The following is a 14,714-nucleotide window of genomic DNA, read 5'->3' on the forward strand; positions in this document are numbered from 1 at the left end:
GCCCTGATATACCCCAAATAGTTCACGTTATAACAAGGCGGGTATAACCTTATTTAAATAACAAGGAGCGGTATGCTATTTAATCGTGTCGCAGAATTAGTGGTGGGCGAAGCTAACGGTAAAGCGGTTATTATTAACGATCTTCGTTTCTCGTTTGAGATTACTAAAGATAACGATAAAACCACCAATAAGCTGGCGCTTAAAATTTACAATATGAATAACCAGACGCGTAATTTAGTTGAACGCGTCAATAACAGTGTCATCTTAAAAGCCGGTTATGAAGATGATATTGGTGCAGTCACCATATTTACCGGCACCGTGGTAAGCGCATGGACGACGCGGGAAGGCAACGATACGATTACTGAGCTTACCGTCAGGGATGGTGCTTTGCCACTACGACAAACCAAACTGTCATTAAGCTATGCTCCGGGAACTTCCGCTGTGGATATTTTACATGACGTAGCGGCTTCTTTTGGCTTACCCGTTAAGCCATTACCTGAAAAAATTACTGATAAGCCGTATCGGCGAGGCTTTGCTTTCTGTGGCAAAGCTGAAACAGCAATGCGTGATATTTGTCATTATCTGGGGCTTACCTGGTCGATACAAAATAATGAGATCCAAATTCTGAGCAAAGATCATCCAATCGGCGATGAACTGGTTGTTTTAACGCCGGATAACGGACTTATCGGATTACCGACGCGGATTATTGATTCAACGCGCAATAAATCTCAGGGTGAATCCTCTCCGCCTTCCAAGCTGGTGCTGTCGCAAAGCCTTGGTGATAAAAGTCAGTTTCAGATCGAAGGCTACAACGTGAAATGCTTGCTGCAGCCAAGGCTCTATCCCGGATGTTATGTCGGGCTGGAAAGTGACATGTTGTTGCTCGATCCTTCGGCTGACAAAGATCGTTCTGAGCGCCCCAGAGCATTTTTCCGTGCCGAAGTCGTCACCCACAGCGGTGACACCTTCGAAGGCGATTGGATCACCGAGTGTGAACTGAAGTCGATTCCTCAGGGAGGCAACGGTGGCGGAAAATAATAACCTAATGCAGGCGTTACAGACGCTGATTCAGTCGGAAACCAGTCAGATCAATACGGCGGTCGACGGCATTATCGAGAGCTACTCTGCCGGTATTGCCAGCGTAAAGCCAATTCCTAAACAACGGTTTGTCGACGGAACCTCTCTTGATTATCCGGTGATTCCTAACGTTCCGGTGATGTGGCCACGATTTGCCGGTGATACTGCCGGAGTCAAAGGCCCGGTTCGTTCGGGAGACAAGTGCCTGCTGGTGTTTTGCCAGCAGGCGGTGGATGACAGCGATGATGAACGGCGTTTTTCGCTGACCGATGCTTACTGCATCGTGGGCGGCTTTGGTAAAGCGCAAGACCGCGGTGCTGAAAACGATCAAATGCAGCTCTATTTTGGCGAGGCCTATGTGGCACTGACGCAAGAGGGCAAGCTGCTGATTAACGCTCCGGCCGGCGTTGAAATAACCACCCCTGAAACGCTGAATAAAGGATTGCTTACCACCGAAGGCCAGCTCAGCTATCAGGCGGGAATGTCCGGCAAAGGCGGAGCAACCATTAACGGAACGGTAAAAGCGACCGGCGACGTTCAGGGCAGCGGCATTTCATTAACCCAGCACACTCATCGTGAACACGATGGGCCTTCAACAGGACTTTCGCAATGATTGACTTAAAACTCGATTCAACCGGCGATCTCGATCTGCAGCGCAATGACCTGATGTGGGTTGACGGTGCTGAACGGGTGCATCAACAGCTGCTGATTAAGCTCAAGCTATGGAAAGGCGAGTGGTTTTTAAATACCGGCTTCGGTACCCCTTACTTAGAACAGATTTTAGGTAAGCAAATCACTTTAAACGGGGCGCTTGCCGCCTTAAAAAATAGCATCAATCAAGTGGATGGCGTGCAGGAGATCGAACAATTTAACTATGATTTTGACCGGAAAACACGGCAGCTAAACGTCAGTTTTTCCGTTAAAACGCCTTATGGTTTAGTCAAATATAAAGGTAACCAATAATGGCTTTAACAAACAATGGCTACACAATTAAGCGCTTAAGCGAGCTCAAAAAAGAGTACGACCGGCTGCTGGTAAACCGCTTTGGCCCGATTAATACCCAGCCGGACTCGGTTATCGGCCAGCTTGAAGGCATTTGGGCCGAAGCCTTGGCCAATATTTATGAACAGGCTCAGGATACTTACCATGCCATGTATCCGTCCAGCGCCGAAGGCGTTTCTCTGGACGGCGCCGTTTCATATGTAGGTATTACCCGCTTTGCTGCATCGGCTACTCAGGTCGTGGCGGTGGTGTATGGCCGAGAATCCAGCCTGCTGAAAAGCGGTGCTCAGGCCAGCGATGGTAATCAGCGCTATCAGAGCTTATACGATACGGTGATTAGCCGGGCCAATGCGGTGGACACTCTGATTGAGATCGAGGCAAAAGATAACGCTCAGTATTCGTTGAATATCAGCGGAACGCTGTTCAGTTACACCACCGAAAGCGGCGCGTCTGTTGCTCAGATTATTGACGGGCTGGGCCAACAGCTTAATCCCGAAGCTCTGCTGTATGAAGTGCAAAACGGCGCACTGCGTATTTATGCAACGGATGGCGCAACGCCTTTTGCCTTATCTGTAGGGGATAAGCTCAAGCTGACCCGCATCGGTTCACCCTGTCGTTTTATTGCCATGGACCTTGGCCGCCACGTTTTACCTATGGGCGCTCTGACCGATATTGTCACTCCGCGCAGCGGCTGGGAGTCGGTGAGCAATCTGGGCGAGGGGATTGTTGGCCGGGAACGGGAAAGTGATGATGAGCTGCGGGCTCGCTTTGAGCAGTCCCGTCAGGTTACCGGCTCCGCCACCGTTAAAGCTATTCGGGCCAGGGTGCGGGAAGAGGTTACCGGCGTGAGCGAGGTGTATATTTTCGAGAACCGTACCAATAAAGTGACGGACGATGGCATTCCGCCTCACGCCTTTGAAGCGCTGGTAGTCGGTGGCGATGGTCAGGCGGTTGCTGATGCGTTGTGGAAACATAAGCCGGCCGGTATCGAGACCTATGGCACTCACTCGACGATGGTCAAAGATGAAAACGGTGACGGCCAGCGAATTTATTTCTCCCGGCCGGCTCAGCGTATGGCATGGATTCGGGTTAATGTCACCGGTTTGTACGATGAAGAAGCGCTGCCGCAAGGGGTGATTAACAGCATCAAGAAAGCGGTGATGAGCTACGGTCAAACGCTCAATATCGGTGACGATATTATCTTACAGCGCATGCTCGGCCCGATTTATAGCAATACCAGCGGTCTGGCGACTATCACTATTGAAGCGGCCATTACCGATAGCCTTGATGATAATCCTGAGTATCAACGGGAGAATATCGCTATTGATAAACGCAGCGTAGCGCTATTTGATGAAACCCGGCTGGAGGTGATTGGGCTATGACAATTCCCTACAAAAAAACCGCGCTTTCACGGCTGGTAGGGCAATTTGATGATAAGCCCAGAGTAAAAGCGCTGGTGGAGTCAATGGTTACGCCGCTTGAAGATTTATCGGCAGACTTTGAACAGCTTAAAAACAGTCGCTGGATAGATACCGCTTCCGGTGCCCAGCTCGATGGCTGTGGCCATATTGTTGGCGTAGCCCGTATCAGCCGGGAAGATGAGGAGTATCGTACCGCGATTAAAGCGCGCATCCTCAGTAATACCTCTAAAGCCACGCCGAGAGATTTAATTGAAGGTGTGCGCTTTTTGACTAAGCCTGATGAAATTCAATATCTGGAGAGCTATCCGGCATGTGCCATATTGTTTACCGACGGCGAACAGGTGCCGGAGGGAAGCCAGACCATTTTGCAGGATATCGCCCCGGCGGCAATTGAGAACGTTCCGCTGATGGTGAGCTATGGCCGGGCTAAACCGTTCAGAACCGGTCGCCTTGCTAACCCGATGAGTATGGGGGTGAAGCCTGACAATGGTGCTGAAGGCGGGCTACAGGCAAACGATACACAACTTATTATTAGCAATACTAACCCGGTGGGTACCGCCAGACTAAGCGGTATGGCACCGGTGAAAAACCCGCTAACCGCCAACGGCGGCCGAATCAGCGTCGGCAGCGGCATTTTAGCCGTCAGCACCTCTTATGAGGTATTCGACAACGGATATCACTTACCAGGAGTCTTTCAATGACCACCTTTGCAGAAAAGAACATCGTCTTCCCCGACGGGCAGCTTAACGTTGCGCCGCTGCCGGAAGCGGTGATGATTAACGGCTTTACGCCAGAAACCCGTGATGCACCGGGTATGCCGCTGCCGGCTCAGTATCTTAACTGGCTGTTTCGGGATATCTACCGTAAAGCCGGACAGCTAGAGCAGAAGACCAACACCCTCAACGAGCGGGTGATTCCCGCCTGGATGCCGATCGCCTGCCCGATGGCCGATGCGCCGGCCGGATATTTAAAATGTAACGGTGCGGCGTTTGATAAAGAGCTGTATCCGGAGCTGGCGATGGGCTACCCGTCGGGTAAGTTACCGGATCTGCGCGGCGAGTTTATTCGCGGCTGGGATGATGGGCGAGGGGTTGATGAAGGACGTGCAATTTTAAATGCCCAAGGTGATGCTATTAGAAATATAACGGGTAGATTTTGGGATATTGTTTATCAGAGAAATACTGGTGCTTCTGTCGAAGGTGTTTTTTACATGGATGAGAACATATTAAATATGAGAACCTTTCATTCTGGTGAAATTAATACCCCAACAGGAGACAGTATATATTTTAGTGCAGATAGAGTTGTGCCCACAGCAAGTGAAAATCGCCCCCGCAATATTGCATTTTTATATATCGTGAGAGCCGCTTAATGAAAACAATATTAAACGAAAATGGTTTTGCCATCTCTGATGGTTTTGTTCATGTCTACCATACTGATGCATCAACAGGTGAGTATATCAATGAGTCCAACGAGTTTTTAACTCAGGGCGTTGGTTTACCTGCCCATAGCTTTATTGAGCCGCCTTTGAAGGCGAAAGAAGGTTTTGCCGTATGCCGTACTGAATCGGGTTGGGAATATAAGACTGATTACCGTAATAGCGTGGCTTATTCCACCGAATCCGGTTCTCAGTCAAGGGTGACTGAATTAGGCGAACTACCAGCGAACCTGACATTTTTAGTGCCAAAAACTCAGTTTGATCAATGGAATGGCGTAGAATGGGTAACCGATCTTGCCGCCCAACGTCAGGCTGAAATCGATACGGCTAAAGCAGAGAAATATCGCTTAGAGCGGGGCGCTAAAGAGATGATTGAAAAACTATCCGATGCGCTTGATTTAAATATGGCTCTAGACGGTGACGAAGCCCGATTAACTGCATGGCGGAAGTATCGGGTATTACTCAACCAGCTTGATATTAATACTGCCTCTGATATTGCATGGCCTTTACAACCCACTGAGTAACGGTTAGTACATACCCTATATCAATATAACTTTTATCGATGGCTTAGAAATTAATTTTAATTTCACGGCCGGTTTCTGCTTGGCTTTTTTCAGCGGAATACACTAATAAGGAAACAAATATGGCCTTAACCATAGAACAAGAACAGGCGTTATTAGCATTACTCAATGAAAAGAAAATCACATTATCTGAACTGCCTGCGGCAACCGGTATTAGTGAAGACGATTTGATGCTGATTCGCCAGGGTATTCTTGATAAGTCAGTAAATAGTTCGGTAATGAAGCGTCACTTTACCCCTGCGGCGGCGTCGTTAACTGAATCGGGTATTACCAAGCTAAGTAATGCGATTAATAGTGATGATGAATCGATCGCAGCAACGCCTAAAGCAGTTAAGTTATCTTATGATTTAGCCAAGAGTAACGTACCCCCGACGCGTAAAATTAATGGAAAAGCGCTTTCAAGCGATATTACTTTAACTCCATCCGATCTTGGTATTATTGATACGATATATCCGATTGGTGTTGTTATGTTTTTTGCCGAAAATAAAAACCCTAATACTTTATTTCCAAGTACCACATGGAAATATGTCGGAGAAGAAAGAACTATTCGATTAGGTAAGATGGATGGTTCAGATCTTAACGAATTAGGTGGGGCGGATGCAGTAACGCTGACGACGGCAAATATACCGGCGCATGCTCATTCTTTTAGTGGCACAAGTAGTTCGTTTGATTATGGTACCAAAACAGTAAGTACGTTTGATTATGGGACTAAAACATCAAGTACAATTGGAGAACATTCTCACGGTATAATGGGGGGCTATTGTGGCTTATCGTCAGGTAATGGTAGTTGGGTAGATGGGCATTTTTCAAATACTCAGTTTCATTCAACAAATGCTGCAGGTAGTCATGCCCATACAGTCTATATTGGTGCTCATAATCATACCGTCGGTATTGGTGCTCATAACCATACCGTTAGTGGTAATACAAATTCTGTAGGCTCAGGAACATCTTTTAATGTTACTAATGCCTATGTCAAATTAATGGGCTGGTATAGAACGGCATAATAAAAAGCATCGCCACTTCAGTGGCGATGCTCCTTTCACTTCAACCACCCCATCAAACCCCTGGTAAATCTAACACCAGCACTTCACTCTCTTCGCTGGCCTTGATTGCCAGTGATGACTCATCCCAGATTGCGACGCCATCGCTGGTGGTTGCTGCGACTCCGTTAACTTCAACCTGACCTTTTACTACCTGAACCCAGATACGGCGGTTTGGCTTAATGGCAAAATCGGCCTGCTCTTTTGCATCCAGTGCCCAGCGCCAGAGTTCCATATCCTGATAGACTTTTAGCGAGCCGTCTCGGGCGTCGGGTGACAGCACTAGCTGGCGGCCGTGCTTATCGTTAAAGGATTTTTGCTCATAGCGCGGGGCAATGCCTTTCTCTGCCGGAATAATCCAGATTTGATAAAAATGCAGAGCATCGGTAGCGCTCGGATTGTATTCCGAATGGCGCACGCCGGTGCCGGCGCTCATTATCTGAAACTCCCCTGCCGGAACCCGCTCTTTATTGCCCATACTGTCCTGATGTTCAATCGCACCTTGCAGAACGTAAGACAGAATCTCCATATCTTTGTGAGGATGAGTCGGGAAGCCTTCACCGGGCTGGACGGTATCCTCATTTATCACCCGCAGTGCGGAGAACCCCATAAAGTCAGGATCCTGATAATCAGCAAAAGAGAATGTATGCCAGCTATTGAGCCAGCCGTGGCTTGCGTGACCGCGTTCGTTTGCTTTACGTAAATAGACCATGATGAACCTCCTGAATTTTGAATCAGTCTAGATGACTGGCTGAATTAAAAAAGCGGAAAAAAGTCACCTAGAGGTTCAAAAAATTTGAACCTTATATCAATGGCTGCCTTATAAGATAAAAGCCAGACAGAATAAGGTCCTATCCGGCTTTTCAATCACTAGTCAGTGGCGGGCAATTTATCGGGCAATGTTATCGAGTAAGTTAACGCCGCATAGATGGGACATCGCTTTACGATAAGCATCCACCTTTGGCGGATAGGCCACGCCCTTGATGATAGAAATACCGCGAAGCGTCGGGAACAGGTGAATATCATCAACGGAAAGTTGGCCGTTGCAGGCTTCCGGCGACTGAATCAGTTTATCTAAAATCGCTAAATCTTGTTCAAGACGTTTGATAAGCTCAGGGGTTTGTTGTAACAGCTGAGCAAAATTACCGACGATAGCCTGTTTCTTGTTAATAAAATATTCACGTGACGAAGGCGTTTTGAATTCACAAAAATCAGCCTGAGCGAAGCGTGGTAGCAGCAACTTGCTGAGATATTCAGAGATAGACTTCAAACAGTCGGCTATGGCCGGATTGGTTTTTCCGCTCAGAACGGGTTCACCGAATTTATCATCGACATAGTGAACAATATCCATACTTTCCGGCATATAGCTTCCGTCATCCTTTTGCAGGATCGGCGCCATTTTTTGACCAATCATTTTGATTGGGGTCGCTTCATCGTCGTTCAGCAGGGTAATAAGTTCAAAGGGAATCTTTTTCAGGCCAAAAATCATACGGGCTTTAACGCAGTAGGGGCAATGATCGTAGACATAGAGTTTCATGCAGTTATCCTCTGGTTCAGATAGGGGGCTACTATTAGGTTTAACTCAAGATAGGGCCGGATGCCATTAAGTATACTATTTTCTTGGTTGGCTCTTTAGCCATAAAATGACAGAACCGCATTCAAAATATGCGGTTCTGTTATATCGATGACTAATCAGGTTGGTTAATCAAAGCTGTCGTTGCGGGTCTCTCTGATCAATATGACGGCCACCAGGCTAATCAGGGCGGCAACAGAAATATAGCCACCCACCCAGCTTAATCCGCCAATCACCACCAGATAGCCGGCAATGGCCGGTGCAAGTGAAGCTCCCAAAATTCCGCCCAGATTATAGGCGGCCGATGAACCGGTATAGCGTACCTGCGTCGGGAAAAGCTCCGGCAGTAAGGCCCCCATAGGGGCAAAAATCACCCCCATCAGGAACAGTTCAATAATCAGAAATAGCTGAACTAATCCCATCGAGCCGCTGGTGAGCAGGGGCTCCATCAAAAAGCCGGACAGCAGGGTAAAAATAATGCCGATTAACAGTACCGGTTTACGCCCCCAGCGGTCGCTGGCCCATGCCGACAGCGGCGTGGCGATCGTCATAAATACGATGGCCACGCACAGCATGCGCAGGAAGTCGCCCTTACTGATATCTAAATTCTTTGTCCCGTATTGCAACGAGAAGACGGTAGAAATATAAAACAGAGCATAGCAGGCAACCATGGCTAAAGAGCCCAGCAGTAGCGGGCGCCAGTGAAACTTTAGGGTTTCAACTAACGGGACTTTTAGCTGCTCGTTCTTCTCCATGGCTTTGGTAAACACCGGGCTTTCAACCAGTTTCAGGCGAACATACATGCCAACCAGCACCAATACCGCGCTGAGCAGGAAGGGAATACGCCATCCCCAGCTAAAGAACTGTTCATTGGTCAGCGTAAGGGTCAGCACCAAAAATACACCGTTAGACAGCAAGAACCCGATTGAAGGACCCAACTGCGGGAACATACCAAACCAGGCCCGCTTTCCCTTTGGCGCATTTTCCGTTGCCAGCAAGGCTGCACCCCCCCATTCACCGCCCAAACCAAGGCCCTGACCTAAGCGCAGGAAACAGAGAATCAGAGGCGCCCAAAATCCGATACTGGCATAGCCCGGCAACAGACCGATTAAGGTGGTTGATACGCCCATTAACAGCAGTGAGGCAACCAGGGTTGACTTTCGACCGATTCGATCGCCGAAGTGGCCAAACAGCGCCGAACCTATCGGTCGGGCGAGGAAGGCAATACCAAAGGTAGCGAACGATTGCAGCATCTGAGCGGAGTCAGAGCTTTGTGGAAAAAATACCGGGCCAATAATTAATGCGGCGGCGGTGGCATAAATATAGAAATCATAAAATTCGATAGCCGTGCCGATAAAGCTGGCAAAGGCGACTCTGGAGGTTGAGTTAACCCGCTGGGGTTCAGTATCGATGCTTTCATCAGTCAGGGTTTGCTGGACGGTCATATTGTCGTGCTCCGAATGCTGATTCGCTATTTCTGCGGGCGGTTAATGCATTACCGGCTTTTTGCAGAAAAGTGAACTCCTTGCCATAGGAAAGAATGGCCAATGTTGTCGTTGGCATATATTGAGTAAAACAGAACGGATAAAGAGAGCGATTTTAATAACACCAAACGCGGATATTTAACGCGTTGTTCTCAGTACTGTTAGCTGTTATTGCTACCCGGTATTTTTTATAATTTATGTTGCCAAATTAATAACATAAATATTGGCATACCTATGGAGATTAGCGTCTGACACTGCCTTGTTCAAGCGTTGCACAAGGGGTAAATAGCAATAAATGATTGTTATCCATACAATTGTAAGTTTATGGCTTTTATTGCTGAATTGTCTTTTTAATCTGGATTTTAATTTTGCCGGCTGATGGCGAAGTATCCGGTTGTCGGATAATTATCGTTATAACTGATAGTCTAAATCAGGGGGTAAGCAGGGGCGTAGTCGATCGTCAATATAATGAGATTAGCCATAATCTTATCTTGGACTTCCCTGTGCTGACAAAATTATGGCTAAATTATTAAGCGGATATTCAGTACTTGGTTGTGTCGCCTTTAACGGCGATGGCTCGGTCTTCCGGCATAGTTATTACTATTTTGCCGACGATAATCGCTGCCGCTTCTTATGCTGTTATGCGGACGCTGGTTATATCCATGGTTATTGTTTTTGTAGCCACGATGACTATTGTATCCGCGGTTATCATAGCGATGGTTATTGTAGCCGCGCTTGTCATAGCGGTGATTATTATATTTATTACCGTAATATCGGTTACCGTAATACTTATTGTCATAGTACCGGCTGTTGTAATTACTCCGGTAGCCATAACCATAATGATATGGCGTCGGGCGGTTGACGTACACCACCGGGCGGTTGACATAAGGCGATGGATTATTGGAATAGGTATAAATCTGATATAGCGCCAGCCCTGCACCAATGCCTAAGGCGTACCTTTCAGTTTTACTGCTGTGGTGTTTGCCGTTGTAATGGTTATTTTTATATCCGCCATTATTGTGCCCGTTACCACGGCCGGCGGAGACAGAGAAGGAAGCCGCTAATAATAATATAATCAGAGTTTTCTTTAGCATGTCCATATTCCTTAGAAAGTGAGCCTGAATACATCATTGCAGCTATAAATAAATCTGCAATAGACTGCCGTCTGTTTTACGCTTTCTTTACTCTTGCAATACGGGAAACTGCATTAATCGTTAGAAATAAGTGGGTAATAACCCAAATTATATGTATTTCAACCAGAAATTATGACAGTGGAAATTATCAATACGGGGCAATATTTACCCTTTCCAGAAGGGTCTTAGTGATTAATCAGCGTAAGGGCAATCGCGGATAAGCCCGTAGTTAAACTGGAAGTTTGGTGCCTTATCTTCGGGTTTCCAACCGGCCGCCAGCGCACCTTCAATAACCTGACACACCAGATTCGGCGTAACGGCGGTTTGGTGCGGGCTGATGGCATTATCCGGGCGGCTGATATTAATATTGACCAATAGCACACAGTTTTCACCTTCCGTTTCTGACTCAATGGCCATCAGCATCGGGCTCTGGAAAACGGCCTGACAGTAGGTCGGTTTTCTACGGATATACCAGCGATAGGATTGGTTATTGAACGTGATTTGCCTGCTGCCTTTGCGCGCAATAGCCATAATTATTCCCTGTGACTGATAACCAAACAATAATAAAAACCGAGCCGCTAACGGATAGGTAGCGGCTCAGGCACAGATTAAATTTCCAGCCGTTTAGCCTGCCATCTCTTAGACTTCCAGCGCCATGCGTTAGTTAAGCCGCGCAGCCACTCATCACAGAAGAAGCCGATCCAAATACCGATAAGCCCCATTTCCATCTTGACGCCCAGGAAGTAACCGACAGGAATCGAGACGCCCCACATAAAGAAGATTGCCGTGTACAGCGGGAATTTAGCATCACCGGACGCACGCAACGCATTGACCATAATAATATTGATTGTCCGGCCCGGTTCCATAAATACCGAAAGCAGGAACAGCGGTAGCAACATATCAATGATATCCGCATCTTTAGACAGGAAATTCATAATATTTCTGTCCATCAGCCAGAATGCCACCACCACCAGAATAGTCACGCCAACGCCGAGCTTGAGGCTGTTAAATGTCTGACGATAGGCATTTTCAAAGCGTTTAGCACCGACCAAGTGGCCGACAAAAATTTCATTACCGATACTGACAGAAATACCGAACAGCATAATAAACAGTGCAATCTGGAAGTAGAGGGTCTGAGCAGCAAGGGCGGTTTCCCCCATCAGGCCGATAAAAGCCATTGCGGTCATATATTGCAGGATCCACACCAGATTCTCACCGGCTGCCGGTAATCCGATATGCAGGATCTTTTTCAGCAGATCTTTGGACCAATGGAAAAAGCTCCAGAGTTCAAAGCGAATGCGCAGCCCGTAGCTCAGCAGGCAGGCTAGCAATATAACGCCGATCACCCGGCCAAACACCGTTGACCATGCCACACCGACTAAACCGGCGTTGAAAACGTAAAGTGCAAAAATATTACCGACCACGGTGATGGCGTTAACAATCAGCGTCACGTACATCGCCGGCTTAGATTTTCCGTAAACCCGTAAACAGGCGGCTAAGATCAGCGACGCGGCTTCCGGAACCAGACAAATGCCGACAATATGCAAATAGTTAAAGCCATCTTCCATCAGGTGTTCTGGCATATTCATCAGGTTCAGCGCTTTATAGCCGAAGAAGAAAATAAATATGGCACAGGCCAGACCGATAAGTAGGTTAAACGCGATAGAGATATGGATGGCTTTTTTAGCCATATCCATTTGGCGGGCCCCTAAATACTGGGCAATGACCACGCTGCAACCAACGCTGATAAAGCTGAAAATAGTAATACACAGGTCAAAAACCTGATTACCAACCCCCATCGCGGCCAGATAAGATTTCGATACCTGACTGACCATATAGGTATTAATCAACAGGGTCGAAAAGTGTAAAAACAGATCGATAAAGATTGGCCAGCTCAACGAAAATAATGAGCGTTCTGTAACATCATTGTGATGCATTAAAAAATCCTAATACTTATTTTTTATTAGATAACCTGAAACAGGGGTTAAATCACGATCGGAAGGGAGTGAATCGTTTCGTATTGTATCATTATTCATCGCAGAGTCTCTAACTGAGTTAAGTCTTTTAGGGAATATCGTTGAGGAGATCGCGGTAAATAAGGATATAACTATCAAAGAGACTATCAGTCACTTTTGGGGCTGCCAAACCAAGTCATAGCCTAAGGTAAATGATGGCTAAAACTTATGCCCTATTTTGTAATGGTGCTCATCTTTGATGAAGAAAAGATCGGCTCCGTCTTCGGAAATAACAAAGCCCTGATATTCCACTAAGGGCAGCAGCGTTGAACCATCACCGTTGAGCGGGATGTAAATTTTTTCATCGTGCTTTTTGGCGACAAACAGATCAAATGATTGATGATAGGTAATCCAGTCATAAATACAGGGCTGGATAATTTCACCCCGATCGTTACCCAACCCGCTGACCATTCTATAGGTAATGTAGCGGCCATCTTGATCTTTAAGGTTTAATTTGGGCGAGACTTTCTCTAATAACAATAGGTTGATATGTTCAGGAGAAGGACGAATGTGAGTATATTCCACCGGGTATACTAACGTATTGTTATGACTATTATAAAGCCCGGTATACAGCACTCCAAGTCGAACGCTGGAAACAAAGAATAGCCCTTGCCTATAAGCACTGACGTAATCGTACTGAGCGCAAACTAACTCGCTTGAGAGCGGTAAAGTGTCGGGCATAAGTTCCTTCCATGGGCAATCAATAGCGCCGGATCGTCGTTAGCGTTAGGTTAACCCGATGCGCAACCGAGTTAACTTGCAGATGATGCCACATTTTGTTGTCAGTCACCTGTTGTAAAACTAATATTTCGACCGGTTGAATTAAAATTAATAATTATTTCATTAATGCAAAGAGGGTTATTATTTAGCATTCAGAATGCTACCCTCGAGTGTGGCCGGTCGGGTAAGCAACAAATTTTTCCTTTGGCGAGCCGTTACCTGACCAGAGAAAACCGCCGATGGTTTAAGGGCTGGTGAATGACGGCCTTAACGTTAAATCGAATAAAAATAGATAGGGATGAGTGTGACTAAGAAAATCAGAGCAGCCGTTGTCGGTTATGGCAACATTGGTAAATACGCGCTGGACGCACTGAATGCGGCCGAAGATTTTGAAATTGCAGGCGTTGTACGCCGCGCTACAAATGACCAGCCGGCCGAGCTGGCGGCTTATCAGGTGGTTGATTCTATCGACAAGCTGGATAACGTTGACGTCGCCATTCTGTGTTCCCCGACCAGAGCAATTAAAGAGATTGCTCAGGACATTTTAAAGAAAGGCATCAACACCGTTGATAGCTTTGACGTTCATTCTCAGATCGTTGACCTGAAAAACACCTTAGATCCGATTGCCAAGACCCATAAAGGCGTATCTATTGTGGCTGCCGGTTGGGATCCGGGTTCAGATTCCATTATTCGTACGCTGATGCTGGCCATGGCACCGAAGGGGATTACTTATACTAACTTCGGTCCGGGAATGAGTATGGGGCATTCAGTGGCGGCCAAGTCTATTGCCGGCGTGAGCGATGCATTATCGATTACCGTCCCGCTGGGAACCGGTATCCACCGTCGTCTGGTTTATATTGAACTGGAAGCCGGTGCTGATTTCGCAACGGTCGAACGTCGGCTGAAAGCGGATGATTACTTTGCCTCCGATGAAACTCACGTTAAGCAGGTTGACAGTATTGATAGCCTGAAAGATATGGGGCACGGCGTTCATATGACCCATAAAGGCGTATCCGGTGCTACCCAGAATCAACTGTTTGAATACACCATGCGGATAAATAACCCGGCGCTAACCTCTCAGTTTTTAGTCTCTGCTGCCCGGGCGACTATGAAGCTGGCCGCCGGCGCCTATACCGTGATTGAAGTTGCGCCTATTCACTTCCTGCAAGGGGATAGGGATCAGTTAATTTCCCGGCTGGTGTAGGTTATCTGCTGTTTAGTGTGAACTGAATG

At 47.1% G+C, this 14,714-nt stretch carries 16 protein-coding genes; 9 read left to right on the forward strand and 7 right to left on the reverse strand.

The genetic code is table 11. The features are described from left to right. Positions 1 to 72 precede the first annotated feature (72 nt). The 8 genes from YWE_RS26435 to YWE_RS31340 all read left to right on the forward strand — a co-directional run bounded on the left by YWE_RS26435 (position 73) and on the right by YWE_RS31340 (position 6,520). Positions 73 to 1,038: a phage protein gene (locus tag YWE_RS26435; protein ID WP_036014841.1), complete on the forward strand. Its 966-nt coding sequence runs from the start codon at positions 73 to 75 to the stop codon at positions 1,036 to 1,038. After that, positions 1,025 to 1,690 (forward strand): Gp138 family membrane-puncturing spike protein, encoded by a 666-nt coding sequence (locus YWE_RS0103095; protein WP_029093201.1) that lies wholly within the window; start codon positions 1,025 to 1,027, stop codon positions 1,688 to 1,690. The genes YWE_RS26435 and YWE_RS0103095 overlap by 14 nt, the downstream gene beginning before the upstream one ends. Continuing rightward, positions 1,687 to 2,040, forward strand: coding sequence for a contractile injection system sheath initiator (locus YWE_RS0103100; RefSeq protein ID WP_029093202.1), 354 nt, complete (start codon positions 1,687 to 1,689; stop codon positions 2,038 to 2,040). Before YWE_RS0103095 ends, YWE_RS0103100 begins: the two co-directional genes overlap by 4 nt. Continuing rightward, positions 2,040 to 3,461, forward strand: coding sequence for a baseplate J/gp47 family protein (locus YWE_RS0103105; protein WP_029093203.1), 1,422 nt, complete (start codon positions 2,040 to 2,042; stop codon positions 3,459 to 3,461). Before YWE_RS0103100 ends, YWE_RS0103105 begins: the two co-directional genes overlap by 1 nt. After that, positions 3,458 to 4,201, forward strand: coding sequence for a baseplate wedge 1 family protein (locus YWE_RS0103110; protein WP_029093204.1), 744 nt, complete (start codon positions 3,458 to 3,460; stop codon positions 4,199 to 4,201). The genes YWE_RS0103105 and YWE_RS0103110 overlap by 4 nt, the downstream gene beginning before the upstream one ends. Then, positions 4,198 to 4,869: a phage tail protein gene (locus YWE_RS0103115; RefSeq protein ID WP_084166953.1), complete on the forward strand. Its 672-nt coding sequence runs from the start codon at positions 4,198 to 4,200 to the stop codon at positions 4,867 to 4,869. Before YWE_RS0103110 ends, YWE_RS0103115 begins: the two co-directional genes overlap by 4 nt. Then, the gene (locus YWE_RS0103120; protein ID WP_029093206.1) at positions 4,869 to 5,459 is read left to right on the forward strand and encodes a tail fiber assembly protein; all 591 of its coding nucleotides are present in this window, start codon (positions 4,869 to 4,871) and stop codon (positions 5,457 to 5,459) included. Before YWE_RS0103115 ends, YWE_RS0103120 begins: the two co-directional genes overlap by 1 nt. Before the next feature lie 119 nt (positions 5,460 to 5,578). After that, positions 5,579 to 6,520 (forward strand): phage tail protein, encoded by a 942-nt coding sequence (locus YWE_RS31340; RefSeq protein ID WP_051323153.1) that lies wholly within the window; start codon positions 5,579 to 5,581, stop codon positions 6,518 to 6,520. Between the two features lie 52 nt (positions 6,521 to 6,572). Here the strand turns inward: YWE_RS31340 and YWE_RS0103135 are convergent, their stop codons facing one another. The 7 genes from YWE_RS0103135 to YWE_RS0103165 all read right to left on the reverse strand — a co-directional run bounded on the left by YWE_RS0103135 (position 6,573) and on the right by YWE_RS0103165 (position 13,442). Further along, positions 6,573 to 7,268, reverse strand: coding sequence for a pirin family protein (locus YWE_RS0103135; RefSeq protein WP_029093208.1), 696 nt, complete (start codon positions 7,266 to 7,268; stop codon positions 6,573 to 6,575). A 177-nt stretch (positions 7,269 to 7,445) separates the two neighbouring features. Next, complete coding sequence (grxB, locus tag YWE_RS0103140; protein WP_029093209.1) at positions 7,446 to 8,093, reverse strand: glutaredoxin 2; 648 nt, start codon at positions 8,091 to 8,093, stop codon at positions 7,446 to 7,448. Between the two features lie 164 nt (positions 8,094 to 8,257). After that, positions 8,258 to 9,574 carry an MFS transporter gene (locus YWE_RS0103145; protein ID WP_036014845.1) on the reverse strand — a complete coding sequence of 439 codons (1,317 nt, stop codon included), beginning with the start codon at positions 9,572 to 9,574 and terminating at the stop codon, positions 8,258 to 8,260. A 602-nt stretch (positions 9,575 to 10,176) separates the two neighbouring features. After that, entirely contained in the window at positions 10,177 to 10,707 is a 531-nt protein-coding gene (locus YWE_RS0103150) for a hypothetical protein (protein ID WP_029093211.1), read from the reverse strand. Between the two features lie 231 nt (positions 10,708 to 10,938). Next, positions 10,939 to 11,277 (reverse strand): hypothetical protein, encoded by a 339-nt coding sequence (locus YWE_RS28890; RefSeq protein WP_051323154.1) that lies wholly within the window; start codon positions 11,275 to 11,277, stop codon positions 10,939 to 10,941. Between the two features lie 77 nt (positions 11,278 to 11,354). Then, the gene (locus YWE_RS0103160; RefSeq protein WP_029093212.1) at positions 11,355 to 12,683 is read right to left on the reverse strand and encodes an MATE family efflux transporter; all 1,329 of its coding nucleotides are present in this window, start codon (positions 12,681 to 12,683) and stop codon (positions 11,355 to 11,357) included. A 237-nt stretch (positions 12,684 to 12,920) separates the two neighbouring features. Next, positions 12,921 to 13,442: a hypothetical protein gene (locus YWE_RS0103165; protein ID WP_029093213.1), complete on the reverse strand. Its 522-nt coding sequence runs from the start codon at positions 13,440 to 13,442 to the stop codon at positions 12,921 to 12,923. Between the two features lie 337 nt (positions 13,443 to 13,779). On the opposite strand from YWE_RS0103165, the gene YWE_RS0103170 reads away from it, so the two are divergent. Further along, positions 13,780 to 14,685 carry a diaminopimelate dehydrogenase gene (locus tag YWE_RS0103170; protein WP_036014849.1) on the forward strand — a complete coding sequence of 302 codons (906 nt, stop codon included), beginning with the start codon at positions 13,780 to 13,782 and terminating at the stop codon, positions 14,683 to 14,685. Positions 14,686 to 14,714: the final 29 nt, after the last annotated feature.

The organism is Budvicia aquatica DSM 5075 = ATCC 35567 (assembly GCF_000427805.1).
Classification (GTDB): domain Bacteria; phylum Pseudomonadota; class Gammaproteobacteria; order Enterobacterales; family Enterobacteriaceae; genus Budvicia; species Budvicia aquatica.

Excerpts from the sequence above, each read along its gene's own strand:
- YWE_RS0103110 (WP_029093204.1), top strand. The coding sequence starts at position 3,458 with ATGACAATTCCCTACAAAAAAACCGCGCTTTCACGGCTGGTAGGGCAA.
- YWE_RS26435 (WP_036014841.1), top strand. The coding sequence starts at position 73 with ATGCTATTTAATCGTGTCGCAGAATTAGTGGTGGGCGAAGCTAACGGT.
- YWE_RS0103115 (WP_084166953.1), top strand. The coding sequence starts at position 4,198 with ATGACCACCTTTGCAGAAAAGAACATCGTCTTCCCCGACGGGCAGCTT.
- YWE_RS0103165 (WP_029093213.1), bottom strand. The coding sequence starts at position 13,442 with ATGCCCGACACTTTACCGCTCTCAAGCGAGTTAGTTTGCGCTCAGTAC.
- YWE_RS0103160 (WP_029093212.1), bottom strand. The coding sequence starts at position 12,683 with ATGCATCACAATGATGTTACAGAACGCTCATTATTTTCGTTGAGCTGG.
- YWE_RS0103145 (WP_036014845.1), bottom strand. The coding sequence starts at position 9,574 with ATGACCGTCCAGCAAACCCTGACTGATGAAAGCATCGATACTGAACCC.
- YWE_RS0103135 (WP_029093208.1), bottom strand. The coding sequence starts at position 7,268 with ATGGTCTATTTACGTAAAGCAAACGAACGCGGTCACGCAAGCCACGGC.
- YWE_RS28890 (WP_051323154.1), bottom strand. The coding sequence starts at position 11,277 with ATGGCTATTGCGCGCAAAGGCAGCAGGCAAATCACGTTCAATAACCAA.
- grxB (WP_029093209.1), bottom strand. The coding sequence starts at position 8,093 with ATGAAACTCTATGTCTACGATCATTGCCCCTACTGCGTTAAAGCCCGT.
- YWE_RS0103100 (WP_029093202.1), top strand. The coding sequence starts at position 1,687 with ATGATTGACTTAAAACTCGATTCAACCGGCGATCTCGATCTGCAGCGC.
- YWE_RS0103120 (WP_029093206.1), top strand. The coding sequence starts at position 4,869 with ATGAAAACAATATTAAACGAAAATGGTTTTGCCATCTCTGATGGTTTT.
- YWE_RS0103150 (WP_029093211.1), bottom strand. The coding sequence starts at position 10,707 with ATGCTAAAGAAAACTCTGATTATATTATTATTAGCGGCTTCCTTCTCT.
- YWE_RS0103105 (WP_029093203.1), top strand. The coding sequence starts at position 2,040 with ATGGCTTTAACAAACAATGGCTACACAATTAAGCGCTTAAGCGAGCTC.
- YWE_RS0103170 (WP_036014849.1), top strand. The coding sequence starts at position 13,780 with ATGAGTGTGACTAAGAAAATCAGAGCAGCCGTTGTCGGTTATGGCAAC.
- YWE_RS31340 (WP_051323153.1), top strand. The coding sequence starts at position 5,579 with ATGGCCTTAACCATAGAACAAGAACAGGCGTTATTAGCATTACTCAAT.